The sequence below is a fragment of the Actinophytocola sediminis genome (genome assembly GCF_054779715.1).
The window spans coordinates 125,367-147,537 of record NZ_BAAGXS010000057.1; the positions used below are offsets into that span (position 1 = coordinate 125,367).

Consider the following 22,171-nt stretch of genomic DNA (forward strand, 5'->3'; position numbering starts at 1 on the left):
CTCAGGTCTGGTCGGGTTCTACCAGCCGGCGCAGCGCGGCCAGCAGGCCCTCGTCGTCGCGCGCCCAGGCCAGTACGACCGAGCCGCCGGCCAGCCGCAGCGGCACCGAGGAGGTCTTGCGGGGCACCGTCCAGCCACCGCCGAGCACCTTGGCGCCCACCGGCACGCCGACGTCGGTGACCTCGGCGATGTCGGCGACCCGCAGCTGTTCGCGGCCCTGGGTGAGCGTGCCGGTGGTCAGCCGCACCAGGTACACCTTGCGCCGGGCCGACACCCAGATGATCGCGCCGCCGCCGAGTCCGAGCCCGACGACGATCCACGGCAACCAGTGCACCGGCCCGGTCATCGCCTCGACGCCGGCGCCGATGGCGGCGAACAGCGGACCCCACAGCACCGGCCACCAGGTCGAGCCGGCCTCGGCGAACATGACCGGCTCGTCGGACTCCGGCTGGGTCACCGCAGTGGCTGCCGCGGCGGGTAGAAGCCCCGCGCCGCCGGCAGGTACAGCAGCGCGACACCGATGGCCCCGAGCAGGCCGGCCAACTGGCCGAACAGCGTCGGCACCAACAGGAAGTGGAACACCACGACCAGCAGGGTCGCGATGGTGACCAGCATCCGCGCCCGCCGCTGGCCCTCCCTGGCCTTGTAGGCGAACAGCGCCTGAAAGGCCCCGAAGATCACGTTGATGATGATCAACGTCCACAGCGCGTTGGACACCACCTGCTCGGCCTCGGCGCGGGTGATCTGCTCCGCGCCCTCGAGCTTGAGCTGGTTGTCGACCAGCGTGTCCTTGTTGAGCAGCAGGTAGATCGCGCCGAACACGCCGACCACGACGGCCGCGAGCAGCACGTAGAAGCCCCACTTGACAACCGAGGGCACCGGCTTGCCGGTCGTCGCCGCGGCCGCCTCGCGGGCGGTCGGCACGATCGGCCGCGCCTTCTTCTTCACGGGAGGCGGCGGCACCGGTTCCGAAGACACGTCCTCGTCCCGGTCGGCGGCGTCCGAGTTGTCTGGCTTCGTCACGGACCAGGAGGTTACCCGCGACCTACACCGTCAGCGGAGCCAGCCCGCGGCTTCGGCCGCCCAGTAGGTCAGCACGATGTCCGCGCCCGCCCGGCGGAAGGCGGTCAGCGTCTCCAGCACGGCCGCCCGCCGATCCAGCCAGCCGGCGGCCGCGGCCGCCTCGACCATGCCGTACTCACCGGAGATCTGGTAGGCCGCGACCGGCACGTCGCTGATCTCGGACACCGCGCGCAGCACGTCGAGGTAGAGCATCCCCGGCTTGACCAGCACCAGGTCGGCGCCCTCGTCGAGGTCGAGGCGCACCTCGCGCAGCGCCTCCCGGACGTTGCCGGTGTCCTGCTGGTAGGTCTTGCGGTCGCCGGTGAGCTGGGACTCGATGGCGTCGCGGAACGGGCCGTAGAACGCCGAGGAGTACTTCGCCGAGTACGCCAGCACGCCGACCTCGGTGCGGCCGGCCCGGTCCAGCACCTCGCGCACCGCGCCGACCTGGCCGTCCATCATCCCGCTCGGGCCGAGCAGGTGCGCGCCCGCCTCGGCCTGCGCGAGCGCCATGTCGCCGTAGACCCGCAGGGTGGCGTCGTTGTCGACGTTGCCGTCGGCGTCGAGCACCCCGCAGTGGCCGTGGTCGGTGAACTCGTCCAGGCACAGGTCCGACATGAGCACGGTCTCGTCGCCGAGCTCGGCCCGCAGGTCGCGCAGGGCGACGTTGAGCACGCCGTCGGGGTCCAGCCCGCCGGAGCCGACGGCGTCCCGCTTCTCGGGGACGCCGAAGAGCATCAGCCCACCGACCCCGGCCTGCACCGCCTCCACCGCGGCCTTGCGCAGCGAGTCCCTGGTGTGCTGGACGACGCCGGGCATGGTCGCGATCGGCAGCGGCTCGGTCGCGCCCTCACGGACGAACATCGGCAGCACCAGCTGGTTGGGCCGGACCGTGGTCTCGGCGACCAGCCTGCGCATCGCGGCGGTGGTACGCAGCCGGCGGGGCCGGTGACTCGGGAACATGGCTACTCCCTAGCGTCGTGCTCGCTTCGTCTTGCGGGGTGGCGGCAGCGCGCCCTCGGCACGCAGCCGGGCGGCGTGCTCGGCGAGCGCGTCGACCAGCGCCGGTACCTGGGCGTGCTCTGGCTGGACGTCCACCCGCAGGCCGAACTCCCGCGCGGTCTCCGCGGTCTTCGGGCCGATGCAGGCGACCAGGGTGCGGGTGTGCGGCTTGCCGGCGATGCCGACGAGGTTGCGCACGGTGGACGACGAGGTGAAGCACACCGCGTCGAAGCCGCCCGTCTTGATCATCTCGCGGGTCTCGGCGGGCGGCGGCGCGGCCCGCACGGTGCGGTACGCGGTCACGTCGTCGATCTCCCAGCCGCGGTCGCGCAGACCGGCGGCGAGGGTCTCGGTGGCGATGTCGGCCCTGGGCAGCAGCACCCGGTCGACCGGGTCGAGGATGTCGTCGTAGGGCGGGAACTCCTCCAGCAGGCCCTCGGAGGACTGCTCGCCGGAGGGCACCAGCTCGGGGATGATGCCGAAGCTACGCACCCGCTCCGCGGTGGCCTCGCCGACACAGGCGATCTTCACGCCGGAGAACGCGCGGGCGTCCAGGCCGAACTCGGCGAACTTCTCCCACACCGCGCGCACGGCGTTGGTCGAGGTGAACACCAGCCACTGGTAGCGGCCGTCGACCAGGCCCTTCACCGAGCGCTCCATCTGCGCCGGGCTGCGCGGCGGCTCGACGGAGATCGTCGGCACCTCCGACGGGATGGCGCCGTGCAGCCGCAGCCGCTCGCTCATCTCGCCCGCCTGGTCCTTGGTGCGCGGCACCAGCACCCGCCAGCCGTACAGCGCGCGGGACTCCCACCAGGACAGCTTGGTCCGGCCGGCAACTGCCTGGCCGACGGTGACCACCAGGTTGCCGGCGATCTCCCCGGCGTCGGCGGCCAGCGAGGCCAGCGTGGTGTCCAACGTGCGCTGGCCGGAGCCGGTGCCGTCGGCGGTCACCGCGACCGGGGTCTGCGGGGCCAGGCCGTGCTCGCCGAGCGCGGAGGCCGCCTCGGCGAGGTGGCTCGAGCTGGCCAGCAGGACGATCGGGCCGGGCGTGGCCGCGAGGCCCGCCCAGTCCACCTCGCCGCGCACGTCGACCTCGGTGTGCGCCGCGCCGAGCGCGATGCCGGCGTAGGCGGGCACCGCGGTGCCTGGCGACACGCCGGGCACCACGTCGAACGCGGCGCTCGTGCGGGCCACCGCCTGCGCCTCGGCCACCAGTGCGGAGTTGGTCAGTGGGTCGCCGGCAACCAGGCGGATCACCAGGCGACCGGCCTTGGCCTCGGTCACCAGGTCCTTCGCCACGTCGGCCGGGTCGCCGACCGCAGGGCGGACCTCTGCCTTGGCCTGTTCGGTCTGCTCGGCGTCCGCGTCGTCCTCGTCGTGCGCGCTGAGGTCACTGCCGGCCAGCGCCAGCACACCGGGTGGCACGTCCGGATCGGTGACGACGAGCTCGGCCCTGGCGAGGAGCTCCTTGGCGCGGACGGTGAGCAGCCCGGGGTCGCCCGGGCCGGAACCGACGAATGCGATACGACCCGAGCTCTTTCGGGTACGGGTGGTCATGTCTCGGCCGCTTTCTTTAATCAACACGTCTCAGTCGGAACTACGCCTCGGGACCGGACAACACGCCGGCTCCGAGCTCGAGCAGCTCGGCGGCCAACGCACGCCCGAGCTCCTCCCCCGCGGTCAGGTCACCTGTGGCCGAGGCACGCAACAGCTCGACGGCGGTGCCCTCGAGCCCACCGTCGATGGTCCAGTTGACCGCCGCGACCCCGCGCAGCGACAGGCGGTGTACCACCTGGTCGTCCGCGTCGAGATCCTCGACCACATCGGCCAACGCGCCGATCGGCGCACTGCAGCCCGCTTCCAGCGTGGCCAGCATGGCGCGCTCCGCGCCAACCGCCAGCCGGGTACCTTCATCGTCCACAGTGGATCGAAGGAGGTGTTCGGTGTCCATGTCGCTCACCCGGCACTCCACCGCGAGCGCTCCCTGGGCGGGGGCCGGCAGCACCTGGATCGGGTCGAGCACCTCGGTGACCTCGCCCAGCCTGCCGAGCCGGGCGAGCCCGGCCCTGGCCAGCACGACGGCATCCAGCTCGCCGTCGGTGACCTTGCGGATACGGGTGTCCACATTGCCGCGGATCGGCAGGATGGACAGGCCGAGGCCGAGCGCCTGGAGCTGCGCGGCCCGGCGGGGTGAGCCGGTGCCGACGCGGGAGCCGGGTGGCAGCTCGCCGAGCGTCAGCCCGTCCCTGGCCACCAGCGCGTCCCTGGGGTCGGCCCGCAGCGGCACCGCCGCCATCGAGAGCCTCGGGTCGGGCTTGGTCGGCAGGTCCTTGTAGGAGTGCACGGCGACGTCGACGGTGCCGTCGGCGAGCGCGTCGCGCAGCGCCGAGGTGAACACGCCGATGCCGATCTCCGCGATGGGCGCCGACGAGCGGTCGCCCGGGGTCACCACCGTGACGATCTCGACCTTGGCACCGGCCCTGGTCAGCTGGTCGGCGATGGTCCCGGTCTGGGCGAGCGCCAGCGCGCTGCCCCTGGTGCCGATCCGGATCGTGCGGGTCACCGACGCTCACCGTCCGATTTCGCGATCGCGGCCGGCGCGGTGGGGTCGAGCTGGAACAGCTCGCGCAGTGCCTCGGCGTACTCCGCGCCGCCAGGTCCGGAGGCCAGCTCCTTGACCCGCACGGTCGGCGTGTGCAGCAGCTTGTCGACCACCCGGCGCACGGTGTGGGCCAGCTCGCCGCGCACCCCGGCGTCCAGCTCCGGCAGCCGCGAGTCCAGCCGCAGCAGCTCGGCGTCCACCACCTCGGCCGCGCGGCGGCGCAGCGCGGTGATCGTCGGGGTGACCTCGGCGGAGCGCTGGGTGGCGAAGTAGCCGCGCACCTCGTCGGCGACGATCGCGCTGGCCCGCCTGGTGTCCAGGCCGCTTGGCGAGGTGGCGAGCCGGCGCTGCAGGCTCTCCAGGTCGACGATGGTGACGTGCGCGAAGTCAGCGACCGCGGCGGCGACGTCACGAGGCAGGCCGAGGTCGCAGAAGACCAGCGCCCGCGTGCGCCCGGCGACCGCCCGGCCGACCGTCTCGGTGTCGATGACCGTGTCGGACGCGCCGGTGCAGGAGACGACCACGTCGGCGGCGGCGATCTGGCCGGCCAGGTCGCCGAGGCCGACCGCGCTGGCCGGCACGCCCTGCTCACGCTGCAGCTCGGCGAGCCGGGCGCCGGCGCTCTCGGTGCGGTTGGCGACCACGATCTCGCCGATGCCCGCGCGGCGCAGGGCCGCGGCGGCCAGGCCGCCCATCGACCCGGCGCCGACGATCAGCGCGCGGCGGCCGGTGAGCCCGTCGAGCAGCCGGTCGGCGTCGGCGAGTGCCTCGGAGACCACCGAGCCGCCGGCGCGGTCAAGGCCGGTCTCTGAGTGCACCCGCTTGCCGACCCGCAGCGCGCGCTGGATCAGCTCGTGCAGCGTGCGGCCGACGGTGCCGGCCTCGCGGGCGGTGCCGTAGGCGTTGCGCACCTGGCCGAGAATCTGCGACTCGCCGACGACCATCGAGTCCAGTCCGGCGGAGACCGCGAACAGGTGCTCGACGGCGGCGGCCGCGTAGTGCACGTAGAGGTGTTCGTACAGCTGGGCGGCGTCCAGGCCGGAGTGCCGGCCGAGCACGGCCACGATGTCGGCGAGCCCTCCGTGGAAGGCCTGCACGACGGCGTAGACCTCGACCCGGTTGCAGGTGGTCACCATCGTCGCCTCGACGATGTTGTCCCGGCGCAGCAACTCGTCGAGGACCTTGCCCACCTCACCCGCGGGCACCGTTGCGCGCTCCAGCACACGCAGGTCAGCCGACCGATGCGAAAGACCAACAGCGAGCAAACTCATCGACGCACCACCACCCCGTTCGACGCGGCGACCCCATTGACCCGCTGCGCCGGTGTGGCGTTCTCGGCCGGCGCGTGGTCAGCACGCCGGGCGACATGGAAAGACAGGATCTGCAGTTCCACCGCGAGGTCGACCTTGCGCACCTCGACCGTCTCCGGAACCTGGAGCACGACCGGCGCGAAGTTCAGAATGCACTCGACACCGGCTTCGACCAACCGGTCGCACACGGCCTGCGCGGCCGGCGGCGGGGTGGCGATGACGCCGATGGTGACCTCACGGGCCGCGCACACGGCCGAGATGTCGTCTATGTGGGCGACCGGAATTCCCCCGACGGGTACCCCCATCAGGTCAGGGTCGACATCGAACAACGCGGTCACCGGGAACCCTCTGCCTGGGAATCCACCGTAATTGGCGAGTGCGTGTCCGAGATTACCGATCCCGACTACAGCGACGCTCTGCTCGCGCGTGAGCCCGAGCACACGTTCGATCTGGTCGATCAGTACCTCGACCTCGTAGCCGACCCCTCGGGTGCCGTACGAGCCGATGTAGGACAGGTCCTTGCGCAGCTTCGCGGAGTTGACCCCGGCGGCCGCGGACAGCTCCTCGCTGGAGACCGACCCGACGCCCTGTTCCCGCATGCCGGAGAGCACCCGCAGGTAGACCGCGAGCCGGGCGACGGCAGCCTCGGGAATAGCGCGCGCCCGGTCCCGCAACCCGTTGCCGCCGATGGCCGGCATCGGTGTGGTGATCTCGGCCGCGTTCTCGGCGGGCGCGCGGGGTGTTCTACCGGCTGCGTCGGACTGGCCACGCTGCGCCACGCTGATACTCCTCGAAAGACTCGCCCTGGGATGTGCTTACGGTAGCCGCTTGTGAACGCAGGCACAAAGTCCCCGGCCAGGGCCTTTTTCACCGGCTTTCCGCTGGGTTTCCGCCGACGGTCAGGCCCGCACGGTGATCGTGTGCCAGCCGGTCGCGCCATCGGGCGCCGGAGGGGCGAGCGCGTCGGTCTGGGTCTGCCCGTCGCGGTCGGTCGCGCGCACCGCGATCCGGTGCTCGCCGGCCGACAGCTCGACCCGGCACCGCCACATCCGCCAGGTGTTGCGGTCGACCTCGGTGGCCAGCTCGGCGTCCTGCCACCGGCCGCCACCATCATCGATGTCGACGCCCACCTCGACCCGGTCGATGCCGATCGCCGGCGCCCAGGCGACCCCGGCCACGGTCACCGTCGAGCCGGTCGACTCGCCGTCGCGCGGGCTGTCGATCCTCGACTGGGTCTTCACCGGTCCTCGAGCCGACCAGCCGCGCGGCATCCAGTAGCCCTGTTTGGCGGCGAACGTGGTCAGCTCCAGGTCGGTGACCCACTTGGTCGCCGAGACGTACCCGTAGAGGCCGGGCACGACCAGCCGGGCGGGGAAGCCGTGCTCGACCGGGAGCGGCTCGTCGTTCATGCCGATCGCCAGCAGCGCGCCGCGGGCCGGGTCGAGCACCGCGTCCACCGGGCTGCCGGCGGTGAACCCGTCGACGCTGGTGGACAGCAGCTGGTCGGCCTCGGGGCGCACGCCGGCCTCAGTGAGCACCTCGTGCAGCGGGACGCCGATGAAGTTGGCCGTGGACACCAGCGAGCCGCCGACCTCGTTGGACACGCACGCCATCGTGATCGGCCGCTCCACCAGCCGCCGGCCGCGCAGGTCGGCGAAGTCCAGCGTCAGCTCCCGGTCGACCATGCCGTGCACCCGCAGCCGCCAGTCCTGGGCGCTCACCCTGGGCACGGTGAGCGCGGTGTCGATCCGGTAGAAGTCGCGGTTGGCGGTGATGAACGAGGCCGTGCCGGGGAAGTCGGCGCCAGCTGGCAGCCGAGGCGCCCGCTCGGCCACCCGCAGCCTGCCCACCGCGCGCCGGGAGGCCTCCACGTCGACCCGGGAGGCGAGCACCATGCCCAACCCGCCGAGCACGCCGGCGCCGAGCGCCACCCCGCCGGTGACACGCAGGAACCCGCGCCGGTCGTCGCTGGTCGTCCGTTCGGCCCGGCCGTGCAGCAGCCAGAAGACGTACACGCCGACCAGCAGGCTCGCGATCGGCGCGAGGATGCCGAGCTGGCCGAGGTCGGGCCGGCTGACCACGGCCACGAACCCGACCACCCCCAGCCCGGCGGCGATCAGCAGCCCGGGCAGCGCCCGCCGCCGCGACGCCAGCGCGCCGACCAGCACGATGCCGAGCATCACCAGCGTGACGCCGATGAACAGCACCAGCTTGTCCGCGGTGCCGAAGGTGGCCTTGGCCCACTCGGTGACCGGGTGCGGGCTGAGGTCACGTACCCAGTTACCGACCGCGAGGAAGGGCGAGGCCGGCGGGCCGACGAAGCCGGCCACCAGGTGTCCGGCCGCGAGCGCGGCGCCGAGCGCGACCACCGCCACGGCGATCGCCCGGCCACGGCTCAGTTCGGGTTGGTCAGGGTGCACGACTCCACCCTCTGCGCTGGACACCCGTGCCGGCAACCGGATCCGATTACGGAATCCTTACCTGGCCAGTGCCGCGCGCAGCCGTTGCTCCTCGACACGCCAGTAGCCGTGCTCCTCGCCGTCGACGAGGATCACCGGGACGTACTCGCCGTACTCGGCGCGCAGTTCGGGATCGGCGTCGACGTCGGTCACGGTCCACTCGACGTCCAGTTCGGCGCAGATGCGCGCCACCTCGGCCTCGGCCACCTCGCACAGGTGACAACCCTGCCGGGACACCACGGTCACCATCACGCCACGTTACCGCGCAGGCTCGCCCGCCGGACCTTGCCGGTCACCCCGTAGGGCAGGGCGTCGACGAACTCGACGGTGCGCGGGACCTTGAACCTGGCCAGGCCGGCGGTGCAGTGCTCGCGCACGTCGTCCTCGGTCAGCGACGCCCCCGGCGCCAGCACGATCACCGCCTTCACCGACTCACCGGTCCGCTCGTCCGGCACGCCGACGGCCGCGCACTCGGCGACCTCGGCCAGCTCCTCGATGACCCGCTCGACCTCGTTGGGGTAGACGTTGAAGCCGTTGACGATGATCAGGTCGTTGGCCCGGTCGACCAGCCGCAGGTCGCCGTCGGCGTCGAGGTAGCCGACGTCGCCGGTGCGGAACCAGCCGTCATCGTCCGGGCCGTGCGCGCCGTCCGGCCAGTAGCCGCTGAACAGGTTCGGGCCGCGGGCGGCCACCCGGCCGGTCTCCGGCTCGTCGTCGTCGAACCAGCCCTGCTCGTCCTCGTCTGGCACGTCGCCGACCGGACGGCCGTCGGAGTCCACCAACGCCAGCTCGACGCCGGGCAGCGGCCGGCCGACCGAGCCTGGCTTGGCGACCCCGCCGACCAGCGTGGAGGTCAGCACCGGGCCGGTCTCGGTCAGCCCGTAGCCCTCGAACACCGGCAGCCCGGTGGCCGCCGTGATCGCGGCCAGCACCGAGGGCGGCAGCGGCGCGGCGCCCGAGGTCAGCAGCCGCACGGTGGCCATCGCCTCGGCCAGCCGCTCGGCCGGCGCCGCGGCGAAGGCCTGGTACATCGCCGGCACGCCGACCAGCGCGGTCACCCGGTGCTCGGCGCAGGCCGCGAGCGCGCGCTCGACCCCGAAGGTCTCCAGCAGCACGGCGGTCGCGCCGGCCGCGGCCACCTGCAGCAGCCCCGGTCCCAGCCCGTAGGCGTGGAACATCGGCACCGCCAGCAGCACCCGGTCGGTCGAGGTCACCGGCGGCGGGTTCAGCGCCGCGCACTGCTCGACGTTGGACAGCAGCGCCCGGTGGGAGAGCATCACGCCGCGCGGCACCCCCGCGGTGCCCGAGGTGTAACAGAGCACCGCGATGTCCTCGCCGCCGCGCGGCGCGCGCTGGTCGAGGTCGTCGATCTCCGGCGCACCGGCGGTCACGTCGGGGATCGGCAGCACGGTCACGTCCGGCGGTTCGTCGGCCGGACCGGTGACGTAGGCGGCGCCGCTGTCGGCGAGCAACCGGCCGAGTTCGGCGGGCGGGGAGCCGACGCTGGCCGGGACCGCGATGCCGCCCGCGCGCACCACCCCGAACAGCGCCACGACGAACTCCGCGCTGGTCGGCAGCACGATGGCGACCCGATCGCCGGGCACGATCCCGCGCTGCCAGAGAATGGCGGCGAAGGCCGAGGCGGCCCCGTCGACCTGCTGCCAGGTCAGCGTGCGCCCGGTGGCCTGGTCGACCAGCGCGGGTCTGTCCGGGACCCGTGCCGCGGCCTCCGTGACCAGATCGGCGACGTTGCCGGTCAGTGCGTCGATCTTGCGGCCGACCATGGGACCCCTCCGCCCTCGAATGACCCCATCACGTAACTTCCCCGCAGTGTGGCACGACTCACTGGCGTCATGGTCAATGCCCTGACCAGTCTCACCAGGAACCATTACCTACTACGCAGTAACAAGACGTATGCTGCTCAAGGCTCCGGTCGGCGGTGCGGCTGACCGGGAACCGACGAGGGAGAGATCCATGCCGTCCGTACGCCCAGTCCCCCGGGACGCGGCGGGGGCGACGCGCGGTCAGCCGGGTGGCCTCCCGCGTCCGGAACCCGGCGAACCAGACCACGCCGGCTCGTGGGAGCTGGTGCACGCCGCCCAGGACGGCGACAAGTCCGCGTTCGCCGCGCTCTACGACAAGTACGTCGACGTCGTGTTCCGCTACGTGTTGTTCCGGGTCGGCGACCGGGAGCTGGCCGAGGACGTCACCAGCGAGACGTTCCTGCGGGCACTACGGCGGATCTCCTCCATCAGCTACCAGGGCCGCGACGTCGGCGCCTGGTTCGTCACGATCGCCCGTAACCTGGTGCTCGACCACGTGAAGTCCAGCCGCTTCCGGCTCGAGGTGGCCACCGCCGAGGTCGACGACTCCCAGCGGGTCGAGATCGGCCCGGAACAACAGGTGCTGTCCACGCTCACCCGCGCCGCGCTGCTGGAGTGCGTGAGCAAGCTCGGCGACGACCAGCGTGAGTGCATCGTGTTGCGTTTCTTACAGGGACTGTCGGTGGCCGAGACGGCGCAGATCATGGCGCGCAACGAGGGCGCGGTGAAGGCCCTCCAGCACCGGGCCGTGCGCCGATTAGGCCAACTGTTGCCAACGGAGTTGCGGTGAGCCCGAAATCCAGACGTAGAGCCGTAACCGGGACCCAGCCCGCTCGTTCACAACAGGAGATCCTGGATTCGGCTCCAGGAGCAGGACCGGAGCACGATGTGGACACGGGCGGCGAGCACACCGACTACGACGAGACCGTCGTACCGGCACTCGCGGCACTGGTCGGGCTGACACGACCGACGACCGACGAGCGCACTCGCATCCGCGAGCGCGTCCTCGCCGGTCTCGCCGACACCGCCGAGGCGGAGACCGCGCACCCGGTCGCCGTGGCGGAGGACATCGAGCAGGCGCCCGCGAGGGTGGCCACCACGGTGGTGACCGACACCGTCGTCACCTCCACCGATCGAGTGCGGCCCAGGCGTCACCGGGCCGTCTCCGGACGAGTCGCGCGGGCAAGTCGGGGGCCGCGCGGCCGTCGTGGATCGACTCGCGGTGGAGATCGGGACGATCGTCCGGCCAGACCGATGTCCGGCGCGCGGGCCCGCTTCGCCATCGCGGCGGTGGCGGTGCTCGCGCTCGTCGGCTCGCTCGCCGGGATGAGCGTGCTGTTGGCGCGGGACGCGCTGCCCGGCGACGCGCTCTACGGCGTCAAGCGCAGCGCGGAGGCCGCCTCCCTCGGCCTCACCTTCGGCGACGAGTCCAAGGCGCTCAAGCACCTCGACTTCGCCAGCGCGCGGATCAGCGAGCTCGAGACGCTCGCCACGACCTACCCGGACCCGGGCAGCGCGCCGACCGGCTCCTACCTCACCGCGCTCACCGACTTCGACAACGACGCGGCCGCCGGCTCCCGCCAGCTGATCGCGCTCGCCACCCGCGCCGACGGCAGCCAGCTGGAGCTGCTCGGCGCCTGGGCCCGCCAGCACGAGAACCGGCTGGCCGAGATCGACCTGCCGGCGGCGGTACACGCCAGGGAGGCGGCCTCGAGCGCGTTGCTCGGCACGATCGCCACCAGGGCGGACGCGCTGCTGGACCGGATGGACTGCTACCAGATCACCTCCGGTTCGTTCGACGAGGTCGGCGCGCTGCCGGCGACCGGCGCCTGCGAGCGGGTGGCCGGGTCGGGGCCGGCCAGGAACGCGCCGGACCCGAACGCACCGGCGCCGAGCCCGACCTCCGGCGCGGTCGGGCCGACCACCCCGCCGGCCGGTGGCCAGGCCACGCCGACCGAGCAGGTCCCGCCGCTGCTCCCGCTGCCGAGCGTGGCGGGCGTGCTGCCGGGCACCGTGCCGAACCCCGCCGGCGCCGACACCCCGGCCGACGACGACGGGTCGCCGACGATCGAGCTGCCGCTGCCCCTGCCGGGACTCGAGGTGCCACCGCTGTTGCCCGGGCTTCCCGGTATCAGCATCGGTGGTTGATGACCGCAGGACGCGTGCCGACGGCATCGCTACGCTGTCGGGTGGTACAGCTGGTCGAATGCGCGGAGGCGAAGGCGTGTCCCTGTGGCGTGGCCGTGACAGGCAACCCGAGCTCGAACAGCTCGCGACGCTTGCCGGTGAGGCCTCGGCAGAGGCGGCGGTCGCGCTTGAGCGCGCGACCAAGGACGACGTTGTCGAGACCGGCCGGCCGGCACCCCCGGTCGACCTGACCGCGGCCGCGTTCTTCGACGTGGACAACACGATGATGATGGGCGCGTCGATCTTCCACTTCGCGCGGGGAATGGCCGCCCGCAAGTTCTTCACCAGCTCCGATCTGGCCAAGTTCGCGCTGCAGCAGGTGATGTTCCGCGTCGGCGGCCGGGAGACCCACGACGGCATCCGCAACGCGCGGGAGTCCGGGCTGTCCTTCGTCGCCGGCCACTCGGTCGCCGAGCTCACCGCGCTCGGCGAGGAGATCTACGACGAGCTGATGGCCGACAAGATCTGGCCGGGCACGCGCGCGCTGGCCCAGATGCACCTCGACGCCGGGCAGCGGGTCTGGCTGGTCACCGCCACCCCGGTCGACCTGGCGACGATCATCGCCAGGCGGCTCGGGCTGACCGGCGCGCTGGGCACCGTGCTGGAGAGCGCCGAGGGCGTCTACACCGGCCGGCTGGTCGGCGAGATGCTGCACGGCCCGGCCAAGGCGCACGCGGTCCGCGCGCTGGCCGCGCGCGAGGGCCTGAACCTGCGCCGGTGCACGGCCTACTCCGACTCGGCCAACGACGTGCCGATGCTGTCGGTGGCCGGCACCGCGGTGGCGGTCAACCCGGACGGCAGCCTGCGCGAGACCGCCCGCAAACGTGGCTGGGAGATCCGCGACTTCCGCACCGGCCGCAAGGCCGCCAAGATCGGCGTGCCCTCGGTGCTCGGCGCCGGCGCACTGGCCGGCGCGGTGGCCGCCGGCCTCGCCTACCGCCGCCGCGACCGGCTGATCTAACTGCCCTGAATGCCCCATTCAGGGCGTTGAACGTCGCCAATGCCCCATTCAGGGCTTTTCACAGTCTCCGCCGAAGACCGAGGCGCGCCCGGCCACCAGCTGGTCCAGGGTGTCCTGGATGGTGTCGCGCACGGTGGCGGCGAGGTCCATGACCATGGCCTGGTCGTCGGCCGCGGCCGGCGCGGCCAGGTCGGTGCGCACCGGCTCGCCGAAGTGGATGTGCCACTTGGTCGGAAGCGGGATCGCGCCGAGCGGGCCGAGCAGCGGGAACAGCGGGGTCACCGGGAAGTAGGGCAGCCCGAGCAGCTTGGCCAGCGGCTTGATGTCGGCGATCTTCGGGTAGATCTCCTCGGCGCCGACGATCGAGCACGGGATGATCGGCACGCCGGCGCGCAGTGCTGTGGTGACGAAGCCGCCCCGGCCGAAGCGCTGCAGCCGGTACCGGTCGCGGAACGACTTGCCGATGCCCTTGAAGCCCTCCGGCCACACCCCGACAATCTCCCCGGCGCGCAGCAGGCGCTCCGCGTCCGCGCCGCAGGCCAGGGTCTGGCCGGACTTGCGGGCGAGGCTGCCGAGCACCGGGATGCGGAACACCAGGTCGGCGCCGAGCATCCGCAGGTGCCGGCCCTCCGGGTGGTGGTCGTGCACCGCGATCGCGGTCATCAGCGCGTCCCACGGCAGCGTGCCGGAGTGGTTGGCCACCACCAGCGCGCCGGTGCCGGCGGGCAGCGTGCCGGTCACGGTCACCCGGAACCAGTTCTCGTAGACCGCGCGCAGTGGCGGCATGAGCAGCGTGTCGGTCAGCTCCGAGTCGAAGCCGAAGTCGTCCACCGGGTACTCGCCGGTCAGCCGGTGGCGCAGGAAGGTGGCCAGGTCGGGCGGCCGGTGGCGGTGGCGTAACGCGGTGACCGGGGCCGGCGGGCCGGTGACCGGGGCGGTGATCGGGGCCGGGCGGACGTGCACCGCAGAGCCGTCGACCGCCCGCCTCGGCAGCGGGATGATCTGTGCCTCAGCCACCGGTGGCCCCCGTTCGCGCGTACAGGTAGTCGTCGAAGGCGGCTGCGGTCGACCAGCTCGGGGTGTACCCGAACGTGGTCTTGAGCCGGGTCGTGTCGATCACCCGGCCGTAGCTGAGCAGCCGGGCCAGGCCGGGGGACAGCTCGGCGCGCGCGAGCCTGGCCGCGGCCGGCACCGCCGCGCGGGGCATCGGCAGCGACACCCGGCCCGCCCGGCGGATGGCCTGGGAGAGCAGCAGCACGCCGTCCCCGCCGACGTTGAACACGCCCGGCAGGTCGTGGGTGGTGGCCCGGCGCAGCACGGCGACCGCGTCGCCGGGGTGGAGCACCTGCACCCTGGCGTCGAAGCCGATCACGGTCGGCACCACGGGCATGGCGAAGTAGCGGCCGAGCGCGGTGTCCGTGCCGGAGCCGAGCAACTCGGCCAGCCGGACGGTGGTCACCGTGACCTCGGGCCGGCGGCGGGCGAAGCCGTCCACGTAGTGCTCGAGCTCGACCGCGTGGCCCTTGGCGGCGCCGTCCCGCTCGGTGAACACCGCGGGCGAGGTGGGGGACGCGCCGTAGACCTCGGCGGTGGAGCGGTGCACGAGCTTGCGCACGCTCGCCGCGCGCTGGCAGCCGGCGAGCAGCCGCATGGTGGCGACCAGGTCGCGGTCGCGGGCGGCGGGGTCGGCGGGCCGGGCCGCGGCGTGCACCACGGTGTCGACGCCGGCCGCGCGCAGCAGGCTGGGGACCAGTGGGCCGCCGAGATCGGCGGTGACCAGCTCCACCCGCTCGGGCAGCGGGGTGCGCGGGAGGTGGGTGTCCACGCCGATGACCCTGGCGATGCCAGGTTCGGTGGCGAGTGCGGCGGCCAACCGGCCACCGAGATGACCGGCGACACCGGTCACGAGAACGACTTCGGGCGCCATGCGACTCCGTTGAATCGAGCGGAGAGGAGAGAGGACGGCCCGGCTACCACGATGGGCGGGCCACCCGCGACTCTACCGGTCGATCGTGATCGAATCGTCGCTGGCAACGCGTAGTTAACGCAGCTCACAAGGCTTGTTCGCGGATGTCACCTGAATGACGCAACGGCGGCATCCGCGAACGTGCCGTGAGTTACTTCTTCAACTTCCGACGCTGAACTCGCGTCTTCCGCAGCAGCTTGCGGTGCTTCTTCTTCGACATGCGCTTGCGGCGCTTCTTGATGACCGAGCCCATGCGGATCCTTCACTGTAGTCGGTGATCGATCTTGCCTGGGGCGGCAACGACCACTCGACCATCAGGTCACGGACGTGCTCATAAAACCAGGCACAACGGTCGCCAAGGTTACCCGCCGGGTGCGAGCGCCTGGCGACCGGCTCTATCCAGCGTCGAAATACGCGCTGCGCAGGTAGTCGTCGACCGCCTTCTCCGGTACCCGGAAGGACTTGCCGACCCGCACCGCGGGTAGTTCGCCGTTGTGCACCAAGCGGTACACGGTCATCTTCGACACCCGCATCACCGTCGCCACCTCGGCGACGGTCAGGAACTTCACCTGTGCGAGCACTGGATGTTCAGGACCGTTCGTGTTCGCCGGCATGCTTCACCAGCCCTTCGACACGCGTCGCGCCGCTCGGCTTCCCCACCGGCGGTATCGACACGCACGTGCTTCACCCGAGGGTAGCGGGACTGGTGTGACAGATGCGACGCCGTGGACGATTTTTTGCGCCTTAGTCAGGTTGGTGGGCATTACCCAGTTCCTGAGAGCGGTCTCGGGCGGCCTCGATCGCGGCCAACAGGGCCGCCCGCACGCCGTGGTTCTCCAGCTCGCGGATCGCCATGATCGTCGTGCCGGCGGGCGAGGTGACCGCCTCCCGCAGGGTGACCGGGTGTTCTCCGGTCTTGGCCAGCATCGCGGCCGCGCCGACGGCCGACTGGATGATCAGCTTCTCGGCCACCGTCCTTGGCAGGCCGAGCAGGATGCCCGCGTCGATCATGGCCTCGACCAGGTAGAAGAAATAGGCCGGGCCGGAGCCGGACAGCGCGGTCACCGCGTCCTGCTGCGACTCCGGCACCCGCACGACCAGGCCGACGGTGCCCAGCACCTGCTCCACCACCGCCAGGTGCTCGGCGGTGGCGTGCCGACCCGGCGAGATGGCGCTCATCGCCTCGCCGACCACCATCGGCGTGTTCGGCATGACCCGCACGACCGGCACGCCGTCGGGCAGCCGACGCTCGTACAGCGAGGTCGGCAGCCCGGCGCACAGCGACACCACGAGCGTGTCCCGGTCGACCGCCGGCGCCAGCTCGTCCAGCACCGGATCGATGTCCTGCGGCTTGACCGCGACGACGAGCACCCCCGCCTCCTTGGCCGCGGTGGGCACGTCGACGCCACGGATGCCGTAGCGGGTGGTCAGCTCGGCCGACCGCTCCGGGTACCGCTCGGTGAACATGAGCTCGTCGGGCCGCCGGCCACCGGCCAGCAGACCCGACAGCAGCGCCTCACCGATCTTGCCGGCACCAAGGACCGCGATGGCCGGCTTGTCCGCATCAGTCATGCCGGTCAGCCTCCCACGACCCCGGCCGCCCTCGGTCCCTACGTCGCCTTGGCCGACAGCGCGAGCTGGCGCGCCTGACAGATCAGCCTGCCGGTCGCGTCGACCACCGTGGCGTCGGAGTCGAACCACGGTCCGTGCACGGCCTTGCAGTCCATCTGCACCCGCAGCCAGCCGGGAGCCGGCCGGGAGCGCAGCAACGCCGTCAGCTGCACCGTCGGCGACCAGCCGAACCGCCCGAGGTTGAACGTCACCGGCATCGAGATGTCCCCCGCCAGCAGCGCGAACATGGTGTCCACCTGATCGCCGCGCGGGCGGACCCATAACCGCAGCCGGGGCGGGTCGCCGACATGGCCGTGCAGGAAGCCGGCCCCGTTGGGGTCGAGCCGCACGTCACAACCCTCGATCAGCCGGAACACCGAGGCCATCGGCAGCGTGGCCAGGTCGACCGCGTTGCCCGGCGGCTCCGCCGGCTGGTTGGGCAGATCGGTCCAGGCCGCTCGTTCCCGGGGCAGCCGGCCGGTGGTCACCACCCCCTCCACGCACGGCTGCCCGCGTTGTTCGAGGTGGACCGAGACCACGGTCGCCTGCCGGCCCGCCTTGCGCACGTCGGTACGCAGCAGCACTGGTCCGACCTCTGGGGCACGGAGGTACTGGGCGCTGACCGCCAGCGGGTCGGTGCCGGGGGCGCCGGCACCCGCCGCCCCCACCGCCGCTCTGGCCAGCAGCGCGAGCAGGTATCCCCCATGCGGCTTGCCGCCGACCGTCCACGCACTGCCGAGGTCCGCGGTGAAGGTGCCGTCTCCGAGCGAGCGGACCTTCGTTGACGCGGTGAACGGGCCGACGGTTGAACCGGGCCCGCCGCGGGCATCGCCCGCAAGACTGCTCATGATTATTAGCCTGCCACGTGAGGTTGAGCTTGATCAGATCGCGTCGGGGCGAACCCGTCAGGAGCGGGATGTCAAGGCGCGCAAGAAGAACGCCGTATTCGCCGGACGCTCGGCCAGTCGACGCATGAGGTAGCCGTACCACCGCTCTCCGTAGGGCACGTACACCCGCACCGTGTGTCCGAGCTCGGCCAGCCGCCGTTGCTCCTCCGGCCGGATGCCGTACAGCATCTGGAATTCGAAGCTGCCCGGTTTCCGGCCGTGATACGCCGCTCTGGCGTCCACGATCGGCACCAGCCGGGGATCATGGGTGGCGAACATCGGGTAACCATCGCCGGCCAGCAGCACGTTCAGACATCGGACGTAACTCTGGTTGACCTCGTGCCGGTCCTGGTAGGCCGCCTCGGCCGGCTCGGCGTACGCGCCCTTGCACAGGCGCACCCGCGAGCCGTCCCCCGCCAGCCGGGCGCAGTCCTCGACCGTGCGGCGCAGGTAGGCCTGCAGCACCGCGCCCACGCTGGGCCAGGTGCGACGCAGTTCGGCCAGCACCCGCAGGGTCGAGTCGGTGGTGGTGTGGTCCTCCATGTCGAGCGTCACCGTGGTGCCGCTCGCCCGCGCCGCGGTACAGATCCGCGACGCGTTGGTCAGCGCCAGCCGCTCGTCGAGCAGTTGGCCGACCGCGGTCAGCTTGACGCTGACCTCGGCCTGCCCGGCGAGTCCCGCCGCGCTCAGCGCGTCGAGCAACTCCAGGTAGGCCCGCACGGTCTGATCGGCGAGGTCCTCGTCTGTGGTGTCCTCGCCCAGATAATCCAACGTCACCGTCAGGCCGCGATCCACCAGCCGTCTGGTCACGTCGATCGCCGCTTCGGTGGACTCCCCGGCGACGAACCGGCGGACCACGTCACGGCTGACGGGTGCGGCCGCGACGGCACGACGGATCACGTCGTTGCCGGCCGCGGCGAGGATCAAGCTACGTAGCGGGTTCACGAACGCTCCCATTCCACGCACACCGGGCTACCCGCCCCATCCGACGGGTGCCTCGTCGCGTGACTCTACGTTGCGCCGGGCGCGGTCGTCCTGCTGTCGATACCTATTGGCCGACAGCGTGACCGGCAGTATGACCGTGCGCTACTGACCGAGATGCAATCTGGCGAAGCGCAACGCCTCGGCCAGGTCCTTGACCCGGTCTGCCTTGCCGCGCGCCCGCCTGGTGTTGATCTCCACCACGACCTGCCCGATCCCGGTCCGCGCCACCAGCTCGCACAGCGTGGCGCACGGCTGCCCGCCCCGGCCTGGAACCAGGTGCTCGTCGCGGGGCACGCCGGAGCCGTCGGCCAGGTGCAGGTGGGTCAGCCCGGCGCCCATCCGCTCGGCGAGGGCCAGCGCGTCGGTGCCGGCGGCGGCGGTGTGCGACAGGTCGAGGGTGTAGTTGCGGTAGCCGACGTCGGTGGGGTCGATCGAGGGGTGGAAGGCGGACACGGTGCCGCCGAACCGGCGCACCGGGAACATGTTCTCCACCGCGATCGCCACCCCGCTCGCGTCCTCGAGGGTGGCGACCTGCTCGGCGAAGCCCTCGGCGTAGCGCTTCTGCCAGCGGAACGGCGGGTGGATGACCACGGTCCGCGCGCCGAGCTCCTGCGCGGCCTCGACCGACATGCGCAGCCGTTCCTCCGGCTTCGGCGACCAGACCCGCTGGGTGATCAGCAGACAGGGCGCGTGCACGGCCAGCACCGGCACCCCGGTCTGGGCCGACCGGCGGCGCAGCGCGGCCGGGTCCTGGCTGATCTGGTCGGCCCAGACCATCACCTCGACGCCGTCGTAGCCGAGGTCGGCGGCCAGGTGGAACGCGGAGGTCGCCGACTGGGGCCAGACCGACGCGGTCGACAGGCCAACCCTGATCCGCCCGGTCACGGCCAGGTCAGCGATTCAGCAGCAGCAGGGCCGCCGGGGACACGGTCGCGAGCAGGCCGACGAGTACCGCGTACACCGTGGTCTGCAGATCCTCGGCCTTGCGGATCTTCCGCACGATGAACACCATGCCGGCGATCACCGCGAGCGCGACCACCAGCGCGGCCTGCGGGAGCGCGCCCCACATCCAGTTGAAGCCCAGCCACACCGCGGCGCCGCCGAGCACACCGGCCGCGAGCTGGCCGGCCATCACCAGCCACTCGCGGGCCGCCGAGCGGGGCTCGCGCTCGCCGTCCAGCTCGTCCAGCTCGCGGGCGAGGTCCTCGTCCAGGTCGCCGTCGAGGTCCCGGTCGAGGTCGCCGTAGGCGCGGTCGCCGTCCTCGACCCGGTCCCCTGGGTCGAAGCCCTGGTTGAAGCCGGTGTCGAACGGCTTGTCCACGCCGGACTGGTAGCCGCTGTCGTAGTCGGTGCGGTAGCCGGTGCCGTAGTCGCCGCCCGCGTAGTCGTCGTCCGGGTCGAAATCCCGGCTGTCCCGGTCGGGGACCCGTGGCTGGGGTCCGGACTGGAACTGGTCGCGCTGCGGGGGATACACCGGCGGCGTGAGTTGGGTGCGGCTGTCCTGCCCGGGATGGCGCTGGTCGGCCGGCTCCATCGACGGATAGGTCGGAACCCGGGGCAGTTCCTCGGTCATCGGCTCGGGCGGCGGCGGGGCCTTGGCCGAGGACGCTGGCGGCATCGTCTGGGTCGGCGGCGGGTCGCCGTCCAGCCGCGACCGCAGCGACGGGCCGACACCGGTGCGCTGGCCGGGCGGCTGGCCCGGTGGTGGCTTGCGCAGCTGCTGGGATGGCTGCTGACGGGGTGGCGCTGGCAGCTGCTGGGACGGTTGGGGCAGCTGTTGGGATGGCTGCTGGCGGCGCGGCGGCGGCTCCTGGCCCCGGCGCGTGGCTGGCGGGGGTGCCTGGCGGTCGCGGCGCGGCAGGTCGGCCGGCGGGCCGACCACCGGCAGCCTGCTGGAGGACGGCGGGCCGACGACGGGCAGCCTGCTGGAGGAGGGTGGGCCGGTCACCGGGGGCGTGGCCACGGTCGGCGGCCCGGCCGACGGCGGCGGCGGTGGCTGACGACGGCGGGGCGGCGGCTCGACCGGACGCTGGAAGTCGGTGCGGTTGGCCCGGTGTGAGGTGCGCGTGGGCGAGGGGGTGTCGTCCCGGATGACCGGCATCTCGCCGCTCTCCGACATCACCCGTTCGATGATCGCCTGCGCGCCGGTGTCCTCGACATCGTCGGCGCGCCGACGGCGGCGTCGGGGCGCGTTTCCCCCCGACTCCTGACCGTACTTGGCGAGCAACTCAGCGACGGTGCGCTGGGTCGGCTCGGGTCCGCCTTCGTGACTCATTGACTCCACCGTGCCCGGAGACGGGCGTATCGTCCAGCGAATCGGCTTTCGTCGACTCGCACAGCCAACATTATGGGCATCAGGAATCCTCGCCGTTGGTCCGGTCCAGCCGCCGCAGGATGACACCTTCGCGCAGTGCCCACGGGCAGATCTCCAGCTCTGACACACCGATCGCGCTCATCGTGGCCTGCGCCACCAGCGCACCGGCCACCAACTGCGGGGCCCGCCGCTGGCTGACCCCCTCCAGTTCGGCCAGGTCGGCGGCGGACATCCGGGTGATGAACGCGATCAGCTGCCGCAGACCCGTCTCGGTGAGCACCCGGCGCGTGCGCAGCCCGGCCGAGGACGGCGCCGCCCCGGTCAGCCGTGCGAGCGACCGGAACGTCTTCGAGGTGCCGACCACGCGGTCCGGTGCGCCCTGCTTGGCCAACTTCTTCGCCACCGGGGCGAGTTGGTCGGTCAGCCACCGGGCGGTGGCGGTCACTTCGTCGCGGGTCGGCGGGTCGCCGGTGAACCGCTGCCGGGTGAGCCTACCCGCGCCGAGCGGCAGCGACCGGGCGAAGTCGGGTTCCTCGTCGACGCCGCTGGCGATCTCCAGCGAGCCGCCGCCGATGTCGAGCACCAGCAGCCGGCCGGCTGACCAGCCATACCAGCGGCGGGCGGCGAGGAAGGTGAGCCGCGCCTCGGCGTCTCCCGGCAGCACCGCGAGCTCGACGCCGGTCTCCTCGTGTACCCGGGCCAGCACGTCGGCGGCGTTGTGCGCGTCGCGCACCGCGGAGGTGGCGAAGGCCAGCAGGTCCTCGCAGCCCAGGTCGCTGGCCGACTTGCGCGCCGCGGCGACCGCCTCGACCAGGTCGTCGGCGCCGTTGGCCGACAGGCCACCATCGGGGGTCATTCGTTCGGCGAGTCGCAGTATGGAACGCTGTGAGCTGGCGGGCATCGGGTGCGCGCCGCGGTGCGCATCCACGACGAGTAGGTGGACGGTGTTGGAACCGACGTCTAACACCCCGAGGCGCACAGGGCGCTAGGTTACCGGTAGGTC

Annotated in this window: 23 protein-coding genes; 3 read left to right on the forward strand and 20 right to left on the reverse strand. The window is 72.4% G+C overall.

Annotated features, from left to right (window positions below):
• Window position 1: 1 nt before the first annotated feature.
• The 10 genes from ACYVIP_RS28965 to ACYVIP_RS29010 all read right to left on the reverse strand — a co-directional run bounded on the left by ACYVIP_RS28965 (window position 2) and on the right by ACYVIP_RS29010 (window position 10,219).
• A complete protein-coding gene (locus ACYVIP_RS28965; RefSeq protein ID WP_460402032.1) occupies window positions 2-427 on the reverse strand; it encodes a hypothetical protein in 426 nt (141 codons plus the stop codon).
• A gap of 26 nt (window positions 428-453) precedes the next feature.
• Window positions 454-1,023, reverse strand: a complete 570-nt coding sequence (locus ACYVIP_RS28970; RefSeq protein WP_460401948.1) for a hypothetical protein — start codon at window positions 1,021-1,023, stop codon at window positions 454-456.
• Between the two features lie 30 nt (window positions 1,024-1,053).
• Window positions 1,054-2,025, reverse strand: a complete 972-nt coding sequence (hemB, locus tag ACYVIP_RS28975; protein WP_460401950.1) for a porphobilinogen synthase — start codon at window positions 2,023-2,025, stop codon at window positions 1,054-1,056.
• Between the two features lie 9 nt (window positions 2,026-2,034).
• The gene (locus tag ACYVIP_RS28980) at window positions 2,035-3,621 is read right to left on the reverse strand and encodes a bifunctional uroporphyrinogen-III C-methyltransferase/uroporphyrinogen-III synthase (RefSeq protein WP_460401952.1); all 1,587 of its coding nucleotides are present in this window, start codon (window positions 3,619-3,621) and stop codon (window positions 2,035-2,037) included.
• 40 nt (window positions 3,622-3,661) lie between these two features.
• A complete protein-coding gene (hemC, locus tag ACYVIP_RS28985; RefSeq protein ID WP_460401954.1) occupies window positions 3,662-4,627 on the reverse strand; it encodes a hydroxymethylbilane synthase in 966 nt (321 codons plus the stop codon).
• Entirely contained in the window at window positions 4,624-5,937 is a 1,314-nt protein-coding gene (locus ACYVIP_RS28990; RefSeq protein WP_460401956.1) for a glutamyl-tRNA reductase, read from the reverse strand. The genes hemC and ACYVIP_RS28990 overlap by 4 nt, the downstream gene beginning before the upstream one ends.
• Window positions 5,934-6,761, reverse strand: coding sequence for a redox-sensing transcriptional repressor Rex (locus tag ACYVIP_RS28995; RefSeq protein ID WP_460402034.1), 828 nt, complete (start codon window positions 6,759-6,761; stop codon window positions 5,934-5,936). Before ACYVIP_RS28995 ends, ACYVIP_RS28990 begins: the two co-directional genes overlap by 4 nt.
• Before the next feature lie 114 nt (window positions 6,762-6,875).
• Window positions 6,876-8,396: a molybdopterin-dependent oxidoreductase gene (locus ACYVIP_RS29000; RefSeq protein ID WP_460401958.1), complete on the reverse strand. Its 1,521-nt coding sequence runs from the start codon at window positions 8,394-8,396 to the stop codon at window positions 6,876-6,878.
• A gap of 57 nt (window positions 8,397-8,453) precedes the next feature.
• The gene (locus tag ACYVIP_RS29005; RefSeq protein WP_460401960.1) at window positions 8,454-8,684 is read right to left on the reverse strand and encodes a glutaredoxin family protein; all 231 of its coding nucleotides are present in this window, start codon (window positions 8,682-8,684) and stop codon (window positions 8,454-8,456) included.
• A complete protein-coding gene (locus ACYVIP_RS29010) occupies window positions 8,684-10,219 on the reverse strand; it encodes an AMP-binding protein (protein WP_460401962.1) in 1,536 nt (511 codons plus the stop codon). Before ACYVIP_RS29010 ends, ACYVIP_RS29005 begins: the two co-directional genes overlap by 1 nt.
• A 190-nt stretch (window positions 10,220-10,409) precedes the next feature.
• Here ACYVIP_RS29010 and ACYVIP_RS29015 point away from each other — a divergent pair, with 190 nt between their 5' ends.
• From ACYVIP_RS29015 to ACYVIP_RS29025, 3 genes are all read left to right on the forward strand, one after another.
• The gene (locus ACYVIP_RS29015; protein ID WP_460401964.1) at window positions 10,410-11,048 is read left to right on the forward strand and encodes a sigma-70 family RNA polymerase sigma factor; all 639 of its coding nucleotides are present in this window, start codon (window positions 10,410-10,412) and stop codon (window positions 11,046-11,048) included.
• A 98-nt stretch (window positions 11,049-11,146) separates the two neighbouring features.
• On the forward strand, window positions 11,147-12,406 hold the full coding sequence (locus ACYVIP_RS29020) for a DUF5667 domain-containing protein (protein WP_460401966.1): 1,260 nt from the start codon (window positions 11,147-11,149) through the stop codon (window positions 12,404-12,406).
• Between the two features lie 76 nt (window positions 12,407-12,482).
• Window positions 12,483-13,406, forward strand: a complete 924-nt coding sequence (locus ACYVIP_RS29025; protein WP_460401968.1) for an HAD family hydrolase — start codon at window positions 12,483-12,485, stop codon at window positions 13,404-13,406.
• 48 nt (window positions 13,407-13,454) lie between these two features.
• Here the strand turns inward: ACYVIP_RS29025 and ACYVIP_RS29030 are convergent, their stop codons facing one another.
• From ACYVIP_RS29030 to ACYVIP_RS29075, 10 genes are all read right to left on the reverse strand, one after another.
• Window positions 13,455-14,423 carry a lysophospholipid acyltransferase family protein gene (locus ACYVIP_RS29030; RefSeq protein WP_460401970.1) on the reverse strand — a complete coding sequence of 323 codons (969 nt, stop codon included), beginning with the start codon at window positions 14,421-14,423 and terminating at the stop codon, window positions 13,455-13,457.
• The gene (locus ACYVIP_RS29035; protein WP_460401972.1) at window positions 14,416-15,333 is read right to left on the reverse strand and encodes an NAD-dependent epimerase/dehydratase family protein; all 918 of its coding nucleotides are present in this window, start codon (window positions 15,331-15,333) and stop codon (window positions 14,416-14,418) included. Before ACYVIP_RS29035 ends, ACYVIP_RS29030 begins: the two co-directional genes overlap by 8 nt.
• A gap of 190 nt (window positions 15,334-15,523) precedes the next feature.
• Window positions 15,524-15,625: a 30S ribosomal protein bS22 gene (locus ACYVIP_RS29040; RefSeq protein WP_018684825.1), complete on the reverse strand. Its 102-nt coding sequence runs from the start codon at window positions 15,623-15,625 to the stop codon at window positions 15,524-15,526.
• 142 nt (window positions 15,626-15,767) lie between these two features.
• Complete coding sequence (locus ACYVIP_RS29045; RefSeq protein WP_460401974.1) at window positions 15,768-15,986, reverse strand: helix-turn-helix domain-containing protein; 219 nt, start codon at window positions 15,984-15,986, stop codon at window positions 15,768-15,770.
• A gap of 130 nt (window positions 15,987-16,116) precedes the next feature.
• Window positions 16,117-16,944 carry a pyrroline-5-carboxylate reductase gene (proC, locus tag ACYVIP_RS29050; protein WP_460401976.1) on the reverse strand — a complete coding sequence of 276 codons (828 nt, stop codon included), beginning with the start codon at window positions 16,942-16,944 and terminating at the stop codon, window positions 16,117-16,119.
• A 38-nt stretch (window positions 16,945-16,982) separates the two neighbouring features.
• Complete coding sequence (locus ACYVIP_RS29055) at window positions 16,983-17,831, reverse strand: thioesterase family protein (protein ID WP_460401978.1); 849 nt, start codon at window positions 17,829-17,831, stop codon at window positions 16,983-16,985.
• Between the two features lie 57 nt (window positions 17,832-17,888).
• Window positions 17,889-18,815, reverse strand: coding sequence for a proline dehydrogenase family protein (locus ACYVIP_RS29060; RefSeq protein ID WP_460401980.1), 927 nt, complete (start codon window positions 18,813-18,815; stop codon window positions 17,889-17,891).
• A 141-nt stretch (window positions 18,816-18,956) separates the two neighbouring features.
• Window positions 18,957-19,739: a sugar phosphate isomerase/epimerase family protein gene (locus ACYVIP_RS29065; RefSeq protein ID WP_460401982.1), complete on the reverse strand. Its 783-nt coding sequence runs from the start codon at window positions 19,737-19,739 to the stop codon at window positions 18,957-18,959.
• A gap of 7 nt (window positions 19,740-19,746) precedes the next feature.
• Window positions 19,747-21,129: a hypothetical protein gene (locus ACYVIP_RS29070; RefSeq protein ID WP_460401984.1), complete on the reverse strand. Its 1,383-nt coding sequence runs from the start codon at window positions 21,127-21,129 to the stop codon at window positions 19,747-19,749.
• Window positions 21,130-21,208: 79 nt separating this feature from the next.
• Complete coding sequence (locus ACYVIP_RS29075) at window positions 21,209-22,147, reverse strand: Ppx/GppA family phosphatase (RefSeq protein ID WP_460401986.1); 939 nt, start codon at window positions 22,145-22,147, stop codon at window positions 21,209-21,211.
• Window positions 22,148-22,171 lie beyond the last annotated feature (24 nt).